The organism is Anaerococcus octavius (genome assembly GCF_900445265.1).
Classification (GTDB): domain Bacteria; phylum Bacillota; class Clostridia; order Tissierellales; family Peptoniphilaceae; genus Anaerococcus; species Anaerococcus octavius.
In genome coordinates this window covers 1,174,730-1,188,304 of sequence record NZ_UFTA01000002.1, presented here as the reverse complement: position 1 = coordinate 1,188,304, position 13,575 = coordinate 1,174,730, and the positions used below count along the sequence as shown (strand labels likewise).

Here is a 13,575-nt window from a genome sequence, read left to right as displayed (position 1 = left end):
ATGATTTATGTAGTTGAAGATGATAAGTCTATAAGAAATCTAGTAGACTATGCTTTAACTGAAAAAGGATACGAAGTGGCTAGCTTTGAAGATGGACTTGATATAGTAAATATCATTAAGCAAAAAGGTGGTCAACTTTTAATACTTGATATTATGCTACCAGAAAAAGATGGTATAGAAATATTAGAAGAAATTAGAGAATTTTCTGATATACCAGTAATCTTGTTAACAGCTAGAACAGATGAATTTGATAAAGTTTTAGGCCTAGAATCAGGAGCAGATGACTATATAACGAAACCATTTTCAATTCTTGAGCTTATATCAAGAGTCAAAGCCGTTTTAAGAAGATCTGTAAAAAAAGATAGTGACCATATAAATTATGAAAATATCACTATAAATACTAAAAAAAGAACTGTAAAAATAGATGGCAAACCTATAGACTTAACATTTAAAGAATTTGAAATGCTATTATTATTTATGAATAATATCGGAAATGTTATAACTAGAGAAGACTTCTTATTAAAAATATGGGGTTATGATTATGAAGGAGAAACCAGAACAGTAGATGTTCATATAGCCTCTCTTCGTAATAAACTTTTAAATGAAGGTCGCCATATAAAAACAGTTAGAAATTTAGGATATAAATTTGGGGAAATATGAAACAACTTGCAAAAAAATCTATGAAAAGACTGGCATTTACAATTTTAGCCATAACTTTTTTAATTAGCAATGGTATTTCTTATAGGATAGAAGATGAAGCTCAAAGTGATTTTGCAAAAAATGCTTTGAGCTTTCTTTTAATGAAAGAAGAAGACGATGACTTTATAGAAAGTTTAGAAAAATTTAATGATGAACATAATAATCTTTCAGTAGTCTATATAGATGATAAAAATCAAATTTTATATAATCCAGATAAGATTAATATTAAAAACTATCAGAAAAATTACTTTGAAAGTAAAAATTATGCAAATGACGAAAACTTTTACTCTGCTTTAGAAGAACAAGAAGTTTACGGTGCAAAATCTAAAAATATATTGTTAATTGCTTATGATAATAATATTTGGTACTACTTAAATTTATATCTTTTATTAGCTCATGCTTTTATGGCTATTTTGGCAAATTTTCTAATTAATAGATATGTTGATAAAGAAATTGATGAGTATATTTCTCAAATAAGCTTTGAAAATTATGGTAATATTTTAAAAGATAACAAATACAAAGAAATTAATTATTATCTAAAAGATTACATAGATAAAATAGATGAATTAAGTGAAGAAAGAGATATATTAAAATCGAGATTATTTGAGTTTATAAATATAACTGGCAATATGAAAGAAGGATTTATCTTATTTGATGGTAAGGGAAATGTTGAATTGATAAACTCATCTGCTAAAAAATACTTGAAAGTTGATGATGATGCACACATTAGCAATTTAATTGATAATAAAGAATACAATCTTGCCCTTAGAGAAGCTTCTATTTTAAAACGAAGTAAAAGCCTAGATTTATATATAAATGAATACTATCTAAGAATATTTATAGATCCTTTAAGCACGAGTGAGAAAAAAGCTTATGCAATGATTATTGTAGATAATTCAGAGAATGTCCGTGCAGAGCAAATGCGTAGGGAGTTTTCTGCAAATGTAACCCATGAGCTAAAAAGTCCTCTTACATCAATAAATGGCTATGCAGAATTAATTGCTACAGGTATTGCTAAAGAAGATGATGTAGAGAAATTTGCGGAAATTATTTATACAGAAGGAAATCGACTGCTTGATATAATAGATGATATTCTTAAAATTTCTAGACTAGATGAAAATAATTTCGATAAGGATTTTGTGTTAGTAGATATATATGATGTGGTAGCTGATAGTATAGAAAAATATAAAAGATTAACTGACAAAAAAAATATTGTGGTTACAAATAATTTAGAATCTTTTAAAATAAAAACATCGCAGTCTTTATTTTATGATTTGATTTCAAATATTTATGAAAATGCAATTAAATACAATAAATTAGGTGGCTCTATAACTTTTAACTATTATTTAGATCAAAATTCTTATTTTTTATCTATAGAAGATACTGGAATAGGTATGGCAACTTCAGATACAAAAAGGATTTTTGAAAGATTCTATGTAGTAGATAAGTCAAGAAAGAGAAATCAAAAATCTACAGGATTAGGTTTATCTATCGTAAAACATATTATTAATTACTTAGATTATGATATAAAAGTAGAATCAAAACTAAATGAGGGAAGTAAATTTATTATAGAAATACCACTTGAGTTGGATAGGAAAGATAGTTTATAATCACTGATAATTTTTTATCATTGATTATAAACTTTTTCTTTGCTATAATTTAATTAAACAATAAGGAGGATTTATGAAAGTTGTAATTTGTTCATGCGCTAGATGCACATCAGCTGGAAGTGAGGTTCTATTAGACTCAGTATATGAAGTAAAAAGTGATTTACAAAAAGCTTATGCATATGGGAAAATAGATAAAAAACCCGATATAGAAGTGGAATTCACAAATATTATGAATGATATGGATCAATTAGGTAATGTTTCGACGTTAGCCAAAGTTGATGATACATATTATGAAAAAATAATGCCTGAACAACTTATGGAACAAATATATGATGAATATAGCCCAAAAGATGAGGTAAATAAATGAAAGAAACTTACATAGATATATTAAATATTAGAAGAGCTGCCTTTGAGCATATTGCAAAAATTGCTTATGAAAATAGATCAATAACAGATATAGCATTAGAAGTATATGACATATTACCAGGTGAACAAAGTATATTTAGAGGAAATATATTTTTAGAAAGAGCAGTAATGGGTGAAAGACTTAGACTTGGTATAGGTCTTGATGCTAGAACTGCTGATAAAACTGATGCTGTCACTAAAGGCTTAGATGAAATGGACGTAAACCATAGAATTTACAATCCTCCTCTAGTAAGCGTAATAAAAATTGCCTGCCAAGCTTGTCCAGAAAATAAAGTCACAGTTACAGATCAATGTATGGCTTGTATCGGTCATCCATGTGTGAATGTCTGCCCCAAGAATGCAATTACATATACTCCAAAGGGATCTATTATTGATCAAGATAAGTGTATCAAATGTGGAAAATGTGTTGAAGCTTGTCCATATAATGCAATTAACCATCAAAAAAGACCTTGTGCATCTAGCTGTGGTGTAAATGCTATTCATTCAGATGAATTAGGACGCGCAGATATAGATTCAGATACTTGTGTAGCTTGCGGTAGATGTATAAGTACTTGTCCATTTGGAGCAATTTCTGATAAATCTGAGATTTATCAATTAGTTAAGTCTATTCAATCTGCTAAAAAAACTTATGCGATAATTGCTCCGTCTTTTGTAGGACAATTTGGACCAAATGTTAGTCCAGAGCAAACTCGTGAAGCTATCAAGAAATTAGGTTTTGATGAAGTTATAGAAGTAGGACTTGGAGCGGATTTAACCACTATGAATGAAGCTCATGAATATTTAGAAAAAGTACCTACTGGTGAATTTCCATTTATGGGTACATCATGCTGCTTTTCTTGGAAATTAATGGTTAGACAAAAATTCCCTGAGATTAATGATTATATTTCAGAATCATCTACACCTATGATATATACAGGATTACAACTTAAAAAGAAAGATCCTAATTGTGAAATAACCTTTATAGGACCTTGCATATCTAAAAAATTAGAAGCCTTAGAACCAGAAGTAGCTGAGGTTATAGACTTTGTAATTACCTATGAAGAGCTTTTAGGAATGTTTTTGGCAAAAGGCATAGAGCCATCTGAAATAGAAGCAGATGAAATAATGATGGACGCATCAGAGACAGGTAGAAATTATGCCAATAGTGGTGGAGTTGCTGAAGCGGTTGTAAGACGTGCCAAAGAAATTAAACCAGGCATAGAAGTTGATGTTGAAGGAGCAGAAGGACTTGGAAATTGTGTGAAACTAGCTCAAATGGCAAAACTTGGTCGTATGGACGGTAAACTTATCGAAGGTATGGCTTGCCAAGGAGGATGTGTTGGTGGACCAGGAGTAGTTATAGCCGAAAATAAAACAGGTAAAGCAGTAAAAGCATTTGCCAAAGCATCTGAATTCAAGTCTCCAGCTGATAATATTCATATACCTAAGCAAGATAGACCAAATGATGAAATACTAAAATAAAACTAAAAGGAATTAATGAATGAAATTTAATAAAAAGTCACTAGCTATTCTATTAGCCTTAGGTCTAGCAGGATGTGCAAATAATGCAGAAACTGAAAATAATACCAAACGAGAAGTAGAGACAAAAGAAGAAGTTAATAATAACGATCAAAGCGAAAAACCAGAAGAAAAAGAAGAACAAATAGTTGAAGATAAAAATCAAGCTCATTATGATGTAAATCTCTCTATGTTAAAAGGTCCAACATCTGCTGGAGCAATAAATATGGTTGATTGGTCAAAAAATGATGATGACCCAAATTTCTCCTTTAATGAATCAGTAGAGGGAGCTCCAGATGCAGTAATTCCTCAACTTGTTTCAGGAGAAAGCGATATGGCGATCATTCCTCCAAACCTAGCAGCTACTGTTTATAACAAAACTGAAGGGAAAATTAAAGTTTTAGCTATAAATAATCTAGGTGTTTTATATTTAGTAGAAAACGCAGATCTAAATATAAATTCAATTGAAGATTTGGTAAATAGTGGAGAAACTATCTATACATCTGCTAAAGGAGCAACTCCAGATCTTGCTATTAATGAAGTTATAAAAGATGCTGGATTTAATGAAAGTGATGTAGATATTGAGTATCTAGCAGAGGCAAGCGAAGTAGCTCAAAAAATGATAGCTGGAGAAGCAAAAGTAGCTTTACTTCCAGAACCAATGGTAACAAATGTTCTAATGAAAAGTGAAAATGCAAAAGTGGCTCTAGATATAAATGAACTTTACGAAAAAGAAACAGGCAACCCACTTATATCAGCAGTTTTAGTAGCAAGAAGTGATTACTTAAAAGATATAGATGTGCCATTACTGTTAGAAACATATAAAAAATCAATTGAAGAAGCAAATTCAAATATAGATGCTACCGCAGCATTACTTGATAAATATGATATAATGCCAGAAGCTGTAGCAAAAAAGGCTTTACCAAAACTTGCTTTAACATATATTGATGGCGAACAGATGCAAACTATGATTAAAAATCATTTGGAATATTTATACCAAAGTAATCCACAATTAGTGGGTGGATCATTACCAGAAGATGACTTCTACTACACAAAATAAATTTAGAAAAATAATTATAGCTATAATTTGGATAATAATATGGCAAATTATGGCAAGTTTTATAAAAGAGGAGATACTTTTACCATCTCCTCTTATTGTATTTAAAAAATTTATATACTTACTAGGTCAAGTAGATTTTTATAAGGCTATATTTCTTTCTACAATAAAGATCATAGCTGGTTTTTTAATTTCTATTGCAATTGGAGTAATATTTGCATATTTAGCTTATAAAAATAAATTATTCTATGATTTTATTAGCCCACTTATTCGTATTTTTAGGTCAATACCATTAGCTAGTTTAGTAATATTTTTATTATTTTGGGCTAATAAAGATTATTTATCCATATATATAAGTTTTATTATGGCAATGCCTTTAATATTTCAAAATGTATATGATGGATTATCAGATATTGATAAGAATATTTTACAAATGGCTGATATTTATAAAGTAAGTGAGATAAAAAAAATAAAATATATTTACAAAATAAAGGTAAAAACTTTTTTGTATTCTTCTATAGTAAGTATATCAGGCTTAGTTTTTAAAGCAGGTATTGCTGCCGAAGTCATAGGACTTCCAAAAAATTCTATAGGTAATAATTTATACAATGCAAAAATTTACTTAGATATGCCAAACTTATTTGCATGGACTTTGGCAATTTTGCTAATATCTTCTTTTTTTGAAATAACCCTTAAAAAGCTTTTAGGAGCAAAAAATGATTGAGTTTAAAAAAGTAAGTAAATCCTATGATAAAAAAGTTTTACATAATTTATCGTTTAAAATAGCTGATGGAAATAGTATGGGTATTTTTGGTAAATCTGGAATTGGGAAAACTACTATTTTAAAATTGCTTTTAAACTTAGAAAAGGCGGATCAAGGATTTATAGAAACAAATTTTACAAATGCTTCTGTAGTTTTTCAAGAAAATAGACTGATTAATGAAATATCTGCCCTAGATAATCTAAAATTAATTGAAAATGATGAACAATTATTAATTGATACATTAAAAAGATTCGGAATTAATGATGTAAATCAAAAAATATATTTATTAAGTGGAGGTATGCAAAGAAAAGTAGCTCTAGCTAGAGCCTATGTGTTTGATGGGGATATTTTAATTATGGATGAACCTTTTACAGGCATAGATTATGCTAGTAAGATCTATTTAGCTAGTACAATCAAAGAAAGATTTATGGACAAATCTATAATAATTGTTTCTCATAATACTTGTGATTTTGAACTTTTTGATATAAAAAAAGATAATATACTATTTTTATAGTTGTATTTAACTTTTTTTATAGATATAATAAGTAGATGAAATAATAAGAGAGGTTGTTATGGGTCAAACGACATTTATGCTCATGTTTATAACTATAATCTCAAAAGTCTTTGGATTTATTAGAGAAGCGGTTATGGCAAATTATATAGGAGCGGGTGAATTAAAATCTATATATACAACTGCAAATACTTTGCCTGTAGTGGTATCAAACTTTGTTGCTGTTGGAATTATATCAGGATTTATTCCCATCTATAATAGAGCAAAAAACGAAGAAGGTGAAGCTTCCGCTGAGAAGTTCACTTCAAACATTTTTAATATATTGATGGTATTTGCAACTATTGCATTAGTAATAGGATTAATCTTTGCAAAACCATTTTCTAAGATTCTTTCTCCAGATTTAGATGGTCAGTGGTTGGACTTAGCTGCTGATTATACAAGAATAATGATGTTTGCAGTCTATGCTTATCTTTATTCTGCAGTATTTAGAGGGTATCTAAACATTAAGGGAGATTTCTTTAATCCTGCTATTACTGGAATAATAATGAATATTGTTATTATTATATTTACAGTACTAACAGGAAAAACTGGCAATGCTTATCTATTGATAATAGGAGCTTTATTAGGAAATATTTTACAATACATATTATTTCCTAAAGCTACTAGAAATGCAGGCTATCACCATGAAAAACTTATAGATTTTTCAAATAAATATGTCAGACAACTGATGATTATTGCTATACCAGTTATAGTATCGTCTGCAGCTGGTGAGATTTCAATAATTGTTGATAACTCTATGGCTTCAGCATATTTTGGAAAAGCATCTATTTCAAAATTATTTTATGCAAAAACTATGCTAACACTAATTACTGGTGTAATTACAGTTTCTGTTACAACTGCTCTTTATCCAAGAATTGCAGAATTAGGTCAATCAAATAAGATAAATGCTATGAAGAAATCTATTTCTTCAGCAGTGGTTACAACTCTTTTACTTGTTGTGCCAGCAACTATTGGTATGTCAGTACTTTCTCAACCAATAATTGAGCTAGTGTTTCAAAGAAATGCTTTTAAATCTGAAGATACTATAATTGTAGCAAGTTTATTATCATCATATGCACCATTTATTATTTTTCAATCAATATCTGACGTAGTTGACCGTGGATTCTATGCAGTAGGAGATTCTAAAACTCCAGTTATAATTGTAGTTATCCAACAAATTATTAATATCATTTTTAATATAATTTTGATAAACTTTTTTGGTATAAACGGATTAGCACTTTCAACAGTAGTTTCTACTATAGTTGGATCTATTTTAATGATTTATAAATTTAGAGCTAATTTTGGTTCATTTAATTTCAAAACTGCTCTATTATCTATAATCAAAATCTCAATTGCAACAGCTATGATGGCTGTAACTGCTAGTGGTGTGTATAATTTAACAAGTGGAAAGATGCCACACATACTAGCTATTTTCATAGCGATAATATTAGCGGCTATTGTATATTTATTTTTAATATTAATAGCTAGAATACCAGAGGTAATGAATACGGTAAATACCATATACCACAAGAAGTTTAAAAAGCGTAGTGCAAAAAAACATTTGAAAAATAATCAAAACTCAATTCAAAAAACAAAAATTAAGAATTCAAATAAAATTATATATTCAGATGTAGATAAAAAAAGTAATAGATAATTATATATAGTATTTTATATAAATATAAAATCAACAATTCAATAATAAGTACAGAAAAATTATTGTGTTAATGATATCTGGAAAAGACTATGGATAAATCATCTTTAGTCTTTTTTTTATAAAAAATTACTAAGTTAGAATACACTTTTCAATTTGATTTAATCGTTTTTATTTATAATTTTGTAATTTGTATTTTTTCAGATTTTTATTTAACTTTAGATATATGTATATAAAAGTATATTGTTTTCCAAATTAATTATCTAATGAAAATTTAACAATCTTAACTATTGACAAAACAATGAAAGTTATTATAATTAGTAGTGTATGGTGAGCGCCATAACACTAAAAGGAGATTTTTATGAGTTTATTTTATAAATTAGTCAAAAGAAAAATACCACTAACTGTTATATGGGGATCTATATATTTAATCATCCTTATTTTATCTATTATAAGTACTAACAAAAACTTTTTAATAGATTATCCTATAGAACCATATATATCTGGATCAGATTTTCCAGATTTTATTTTCCCTTTGATAGTTTCATTGCCATTTGTTTACTATAGTTTTTATTTAACTAAAAACAACTTTTTGGATTATGTATCTATGAGAATAAAATCCAAAGATTATATAAAAAAGCAAATTATATCTTGTGTATTATCAATTTTCATAATGGTATTTATAGTAAATTTCATTGGAATTATTTTTTCGATTAATATAGCATCTGTTAGATCAAGCGTACAAAAGCCTGATTATAATGGATATATTTTAGGAAGCATGCAAATAAATAAACCTATTGCCTTTGGATTTTTATGGTCTTTACATAAAGCCCTTATAGGGGCAATGATTTGTTTATTTGGTCAAATTGTTTCTTTATATGTAAATAATTTATTTTTAGCACTTACAGGGACTTTTTTATTTACTATGTTAGAAAATTTTATTACAGCTACTATGGGACTTCAAAGGTTTAGTTTAACTACAGCATTTGTTCTAGACCGTTTAGACCCTAGTGTAATGGATTATAAAAATATATTAATAGCCATATTTGTCTTTGCAGCAGTTATATTTATAATGGAAAAGATATTCAGGAAAAAATATGAAGAAAAACGTTAAAGAAAATTTAATAAATATATTTTATAAAAATCGTGTTTTATTATTAATTTGCTATCTTTTATCAATCCTTACTTCTATACAAGATAGAATAATTTATAAAAATATGGATATTAGTATATTTGATTTCATGCTATTAATGTATGCAGATCATTATAATACAATGTATTTTATTTTACCAATAGTTTTTATAATTATTGCAAGAGATATAAAAGAGATTAATGATATAGAAGTTTTAAGATATAGGAATATTTTCTCATATACTTCTCAAAAAATATTAAAATTTAGTATTTTTATATTTGTCCATATATTTATAATTTCTATTATTAGGTTTATGATAGGACTGGGTTGTTTTTCGTTTACTAGCATATTAAAGCCTATAGAATTTAGTGGAGTTAATGAAGTTTTGGATATTTTTAATACTTATACAGAGTATTTTAATAATGGTTTAGTTGCACTTATATGTACGAGTCTTTATTTAAGTTTGGGATTGATATTTTTCTATGCAGTACTTTCTATTATAAATCAGAAATTTTCTTATCAACTTATGGTAGGTTTAGGAATAATACTATATATAATGGCTTATATAGGTTTTAGGAGTCGCTCTAATATACTTGCATTTATTTTTTTAAATAATTATTTACTTTTACATCAAGGACTGTTTAGAAATAATTTGTGTGTGCTTGTAATATTAATTTTTGTAGAAATTATAACAATGATTTACAATCTTGTTAGGTCATATTATCTATTGAAGGGAGAAAAGCATGAATTTTGTAGAAATTAAAAATATTAGTAAAAGCTTTGGGGATCATATAATATTTGATGATGTATCTTTATCTATTGATCAAGGGCAATGTGTAGGTTTTATTGGAGAAAATGGAGTAGGTAAAAGTGTATTATTTAAGATGATAGCCGGTCTAGTAGAAGCCGATAAGGGTCAAATTTATGTTAAGGATCAATTAGTAGGTAGGAATGAAAATTTCCCGACAAATATAGGATTTTTTGTTAACCAACCAAGTTTTGTAGATATTTTTGATGGATTTGAAAATCTTAAACTTCTTGCTGAAATTAAAAATAGTATTGATGATAAAAAAATAAGAGATACTATGATAGCAGTTGGTCTAGATCCAGATAATAAAACAAAATTTAAAAGTTATTCTACTGGAATGAAGCAAAAATTAGCAATAGCTCAGGCAATTATGGAAGATCAAGATTTAGTTTTGCTAGATGAACCTTTTAATGCTTTAGATACGAAATCAAATTTAGAAATTATAAATGTTATAAATAAACTTAAAGAAGAAGATAAAACCATTTTTTTGACATCCCACCAAGAAGAATATTTAAGAAAACTTTGTAATGAAATATATTTAGTCAATGATAATAAAATTAAAAGGATTGATAATAAAATATAGTTGCATAAAAATTAGACTACGATAAATTAAATATCATACGAATTATGCCATGCATTAGCTCTATTATATATACAAAAGCGGATTAACTTTTTGTAATTAATCCGCCTTTAATTTAATATTTGATTTTTCATAAAAATTGAAACTATTTTACTAAAGTTTTCTAAGTTAGTTATCCTTACAAAATCTTTATTATATATAAGTTTTGCATTTTCTACATCTTCATCTTCTCCAGTGAAAACTCCTAGGATAGAAACATTGTCGTTTCTCAAATTTCTAATTTCAAAAGCTGTATCATCAACGGCAATCTCACCTGTATATTGGTCTTTATCTTTTATTTTGGAAGTATTTATATTTGCTTTCTCATCATTTGGTTTACCATCGGATAATACAATCATTATATGGCGTACATCATCATTTGTATCTATAAGATGGTGCAAGGTTTTAAAAGCTAGACCATCTCTATTGGAACCTGCTGCAAAAAATTTATAAATCTCAGTATTTTTGTTTTTTTCGTTATAATCTCTAAAAACATTAAAAACTGTATGCTCGCGCAAGGTTGAATAGCTTGTTACTCTTATAGGTATACTTACTTCATCCATTGCTTTTTCTATAATATAGGCTTGGTTAGCGACAATATGTTGGCGCCTTATTTGGCTTGCTGATGCATCTAAGATTAAGTCTACTTGAAATTTAGCAACTTCATCATTTTCTTGGTTAAAAAAAACATCGTAATCATTAATGACTGGTGCTCTCCATACTTTTGAAGAATCGATTGTCCCATAGTTTTTAGTTATATCCACGTATTCTTCAAAGGTTGCAAGTGAATTTTTTATAGCAAGGGAGAGTTGGTTTATATTTCTGTGGTTAATAGCAAAGTTACTTTCTATATAGCTTTTATTCTTTTCAAATTGCTCTCGCCTTGTCTGCTTATAAAACCTTGCATTTGGTTTATGAGAGTATTCACCTTTTGTAAAATAAAGCTTTTTATTAGAGTGAATTCCTGTTGCTACTTTTTTTTCTAATTTTTCTACTTGTCCTAGGGGCAATATTGGTTTACCAAAAAAATCTTCTATAAATTCACTAGAAGAGTGGTAGTCATCTTGGGAAGAATTTAAAAACATCAAGTTTTTATTTAAATCTTCTTTTTTATCTTCATAGTAAATAAGACCAGTAAATTCTGCAGCACCTATAGCAAATTGCTCTTCGATATTCTCATCGCTATATTCTTCATGGCTATTATCATCTTTACTTTTGAAATCTTGAGGCTTATTTTCCTCAACCATTTTTTCAAATAGTTCATCTTCTTCTTTTGCTCTTTCAAAGTTAAAATAAGTTTTAAAAACAACATTTAATTCATCTACTAGAGTACTGGTATCTGTTGTATATATTTTAAAAATAGCATCATAAATTGACTTAAAAATAGGTCCTTCGGTTATAGGTTTATTTAAAACTTTGCCGTAATAAGCTTTTTCTATTTGTTCAATAAGATTATCTGGATCATGGTAGCGGTATCTTACTAGCTTTTTTTTAGCATATTCTTTTTGTAAATCTTCTATAACTAGATTTTGCTTTTTAAGTTGTCTAAATGATATATCCTCTACTAAGAGATTTGTTATAAATTTAAATTCTTCATAAAATGGATTTTCATTTCTTAAATATGCAAAAAACGAATTTAGTATCTTAGTATCAAAACTTTTATACGTAAATCCATAGATAATATTTTTGTAAACTTCATCCATAGGATAGGATTTACTTGGGGTAAATCTATAATTGCCAGCAAAATCCCATATAATGTTGTATTGACGGATTCTATCGATAGTTTCAGTCATTAAAAATATTCTCCTCAATAACCGGTGGTACTTTAGTTTTTATAGTATCAATTACAATTTGTCTTTCAAATTCATCAAATGATTTATTAGCAAGACCCATTAGGACAGCATCATAAGGGTTTAGCCCAATTTCTATAGTTTGGATTGCAGATATTAGTCCACGCAAGTCTACAGATTTTGTAGAAATTTCGTTATTTTCACTTTTAAATTGTAGAGATATAAACATATCTAAAAATGCTTCTCTATATTTTTCTTTAAGTTTAGGGAAAGTATCGATTAGTAATTGATTTAGATTTTCATGAGTAATATTTGGCATATTTATAATCATAAATCTTGAAGCTAAAGCCTCATTTACTTCACGAGTGCCTACATAGCCATAGTTCATTGTTGCAATAAATCTAGTATTAGGATCTAAAGTTATTTTTTCATAACCTGGTAAATCTATTATTCTTCTATGGTCTAAAGTAGCATGCAAAACAGAAATTGCTTCGTTCTTTGCCATATTAATTTCATCTAATACTGCAAAACCGCCATTAATTGCTGCTTCATATATAGGACCTTTTCTAAAAACAACTTCTCCATCTTTAAAGGTATCAGCACCTATTAGCGAATTAAAATCAGTATTTACGTGGAAAGATACATTCCATGATGGTCTAGAAAAAAGGTAGGAAAGATTAGATGCAAGCACATTTTTACCGGTGGCTTTTGCTCCAGTAAGTAAGATATTTTTGCCAGCTAGAATTGCTGCAATAGCTTCTTCTAAAACTTCTTTGCCATAATACTGAAACTCTGGCTTTGTTATGCGTGGATCATCAATTAATCCATTTTTTTCTCTGTATATTTCAACTTGTTTTATAAGATTTTTATTTACATTTTGTTTTTCTAAATATTCAATCATTATTACTCCTTTTAATCATAATATTATACAATTTATTTGCAAAAAATCACTTGACAAAGTCCATTTATAGAC

At 27.9% G+C, this 13,575-nt stretch carries 13 protein-coding genes; 11 read left to right on the top strand and 2 right to left on the bottom strand.

Annotated elements, in window-relative coordinates; translation table 11 throughout:
- The 11 genes from DY249_RS05860 to DY249_RS05810 all read left to right on the top strand — a co-directional run bounded on the left by DY249_RS05860 (position 1) and on the right by DY249_RS05810 (position 10,776).
- Entirely contained in the window at positions 1-660 is a 660-nt protein-coding gene (locus tag DY249_RS05860; protein WP_101539348.1) for a response regulator transcription factor, read from the top strand.
- On the top strand, positions 657-2,309 hold the full coding sequence (locus tag DY249_RS05855) for a sensor histidine kinase (RefSeq protein ID WP_115595501.1): 1,653 nt from the start codon (positions 657-659) through the stop codon (positions 2,307-2,309). Before DY249_RS05860 ends, DY249_RS05855 begins: the two co-directional genes overlap by 4 nt.
- A gap of 73 nt (positions 2,310-2,382) precedes the next feature.
- A complete protein-coding gene (locus DY249_RS05850) occupies positions 2,383-2,676 on the top strand; it encodes a hypothetical protein (protein WP_115595500.1) in 294 nt (97 codons plus the stop codon).
- Positions 2,673-4,196 (top strand): 4Fe-4S dicluster domain-containing protein, encoded by a 1,524-nt coding sequence (locus tag DY249_RS05845; RefSeq protein ID WP_115595499.1) that lies wholly within the window; start codon positions 2,673-2,675, stop codon positions 4,194-4,196. Before DY249_RS05850 ends, DY249_RS05845 begins: the two co-directional genes overlap by 4 nt.
- 19 nt (positions 4,197-4,215) lie before the next feature.
- Positions 4,216-5,292 (top strand): ABC transporter substrate-binding protein, encoded by a 1,077-nt coding sequence (locus tag DY249_RS05840; RefSeq protein ID WP_115595498.1) that lies wholly within the window; start codon positions 4,216-4,218, stop codon positions 5,290-5,292.
- Positions 5,270-6,013: an ABC transporter permease gene (locus DY249_RS05835; RefSeq protein ID WP_115595497.1), complete on the top strand. Its 744-nt coding sequence runs from the start codon at positions 5,270-5,272 to the stop codon at positions 6,011-6,013. The genes DY249_RS05840 and DY249_RS05835 overlap by 23 nt, the downstream gene beginning before the upstream one ends.
- Positions 6,006-6,566: an ATP-binding cassette domain-containing protein gene (locus DY249_RS05830; protein ID WP_115595496.1), complete on the top strand. Its 561-nt coding sequence runs from the start codon at positions 6,006-6,008 to the stop codon at positions 6,564-6,566. The genes DY249_RS05835 and DY249_RS05830 overlap by 8 nt, the downstream gene beginning before the upstream one ends.
- A 58-nt stretch (positions 6,567-6,624) precedes the next feature.
- Positions 6,625-8,256, top strand: a complete 1,632-nt coding sequence (murJ, locus tag DY249_RS05825) for a murein biosynthesis integral membrane protein MurJ (RefSeq protein ID WP_115595495.1) — start codon at positions 6,625-6,627, stop codon at positions 8,254-8,256.
- Positions 8,257-8,614: 358 nt separating this feature from the next.
- Positions 8,615-9,367, top strand: a complete 753-nt coding sequence (locus DY249_RS05820) for a hypothetical protein (protein ID WP_115595494.1) — start codon at positions 8,615-8,617, stop codon at positions 9,365-9,367.
- The gene (locus DY249_RS05815) at positions 9,351-10,148 is read left to right on the top strand and encodes a hypothetical protein (protein WP_115595493.1); all 798 of its coding nucleotides are present in this window, start codon (positions 9,351-9,353) and stop codon (positions 10,146-10,148) included. The genes DY249_RS05820 and DY249_RS05815 overlap by 17 nt, the downstream gene beginning before the upstream one ends.
- Entirely contained in the window at positions 10,129-10,776 is a 648-nt protein-coding gene (locus DY249_RS05810; protein ID WP_115595492.1) for an ABC transporter ATP-binding protein, read from the top strand. Before DY249_RS05815 ends, DY249_RS05810 begins: the two co-directional genes overlap by 20 nt.
- Positions 10,777-10,883: 107 nt before the next feature.
- Here the strand turns inward: DY249_RS05810 and DY249_RS05805 are convergent, their stop codons facing one another.
- Together DY249_RS05805 and DY249_RS05800 are read right to left on the bottom strand one after the other, a co-directional pair.
- On the bottom strand, positions 10,884-12,605 hold the full coding sequence (locus DY249_RS05805) for a vWA domain-containing protein (RefSeq protein WP_115595491.1): 1,722 nt from the start codon (positions 12,603-12,605) through the stop codon (positions 10,884-10,886).
- Complete coding sequence (locus DY249_RS05800) at positions 12,598-13,503, bottom strand: AAA family ATPase (protein WP_115595490.1); 906 nt, start codon at positions 13,501-13,503, stop codon at positions 12,598-12,600. Before DY249_RS05800 ends, DY249_RS05805 begins: the two co-directional genes overlap by 8 nt.
- Between the last annotated feature and the right edge of the window lie 72 nt (positions 13,504-13,575).

Coding starts and splice junctions, on each gene's coding strand:
- DY249_RS05860 (WP_101539348.1), top strand. CDS start 1: ATGATTTATGTAGTTGAAGATGATAAGTCTATAAGAAATCTAGTAGAC.
- DY249_RS05855 (WP_115595501.1), top strand. CDS start 657: ATGAAACAACTTGCAAAAAAATCTATGAAAAGACTGGCATTTACAATT.
- DY249_RS05850 (WP_115595500.1), top strand. CDS start 2,383: ATGAAAGTTGTAATTTGTTCATGCGCTAGATGCACATCAGCTGGAAGT.
- DY249_RS05845 (WP_115595499.1), top strand. CDS start 2,673: ATGAAAGAAACTTACATAGATATATTAAATATTAGAAGAGCTGCCTTT.
- DY249_RS05840 (WP_115595498.1), top strand. CDS start 4,216: ATGAAATTTAATAAAAAGTCACTAGCTATTCTATTAGCCTTAGGTCTA.
- DY249_RS05835 (WP_115595497.1), top strand. CDS start 5,270: ATGACTTCTACTACACAAAATAAATTTAGAAAAATAATTATAGCTATA.
- DY249_RS05830 (WP_115595496.1), top strand. CDS start 6,006: ATGATTGAGTTTAAAAAAGTAAGTAAATCCTATGATAAAAAAGTTTTA.
- murJ (WP_115595495.1), top strand. CDS start 6,625: ATGGGTCAAACGACATTTATGCTCATGTTTATAACTATAATCTCAAAA.
- DY249_RS05820 (WP_115595494.1), top strand. CDS start 8,615: ATGAGTTTATTTTATAAATTAGTCAAAAGAAAAATACCACTAACTGTT.
- DY249_RS05815 (WP_115595493.1), top strand. CDS start 9,351: ATGAAGAAAAACGTTAAAGAAAATTTAATAAATATATTTTATAAAAAT.
- DY249_RS05810 (WP_115595492.1), top strand. CDS start 10,129: ATGAATTTTGTAGAAATTAAAAATATTAGTAAAAGCTTTGGGGATCAT.
- DY249_RS05805 (WP_115595491.1), bottom strand. CDS start 12,605: ATGACTGAAACTATCGATAGAATCCGTCAATACAACATTATATGGGAT.
- DY249_RS05800 (WP_115595490.1), bottom strand. CDS start 13,503: ATGATTGAATATTTAGAAAAACAAAATGTAAATAAAAATCTTATAAAA.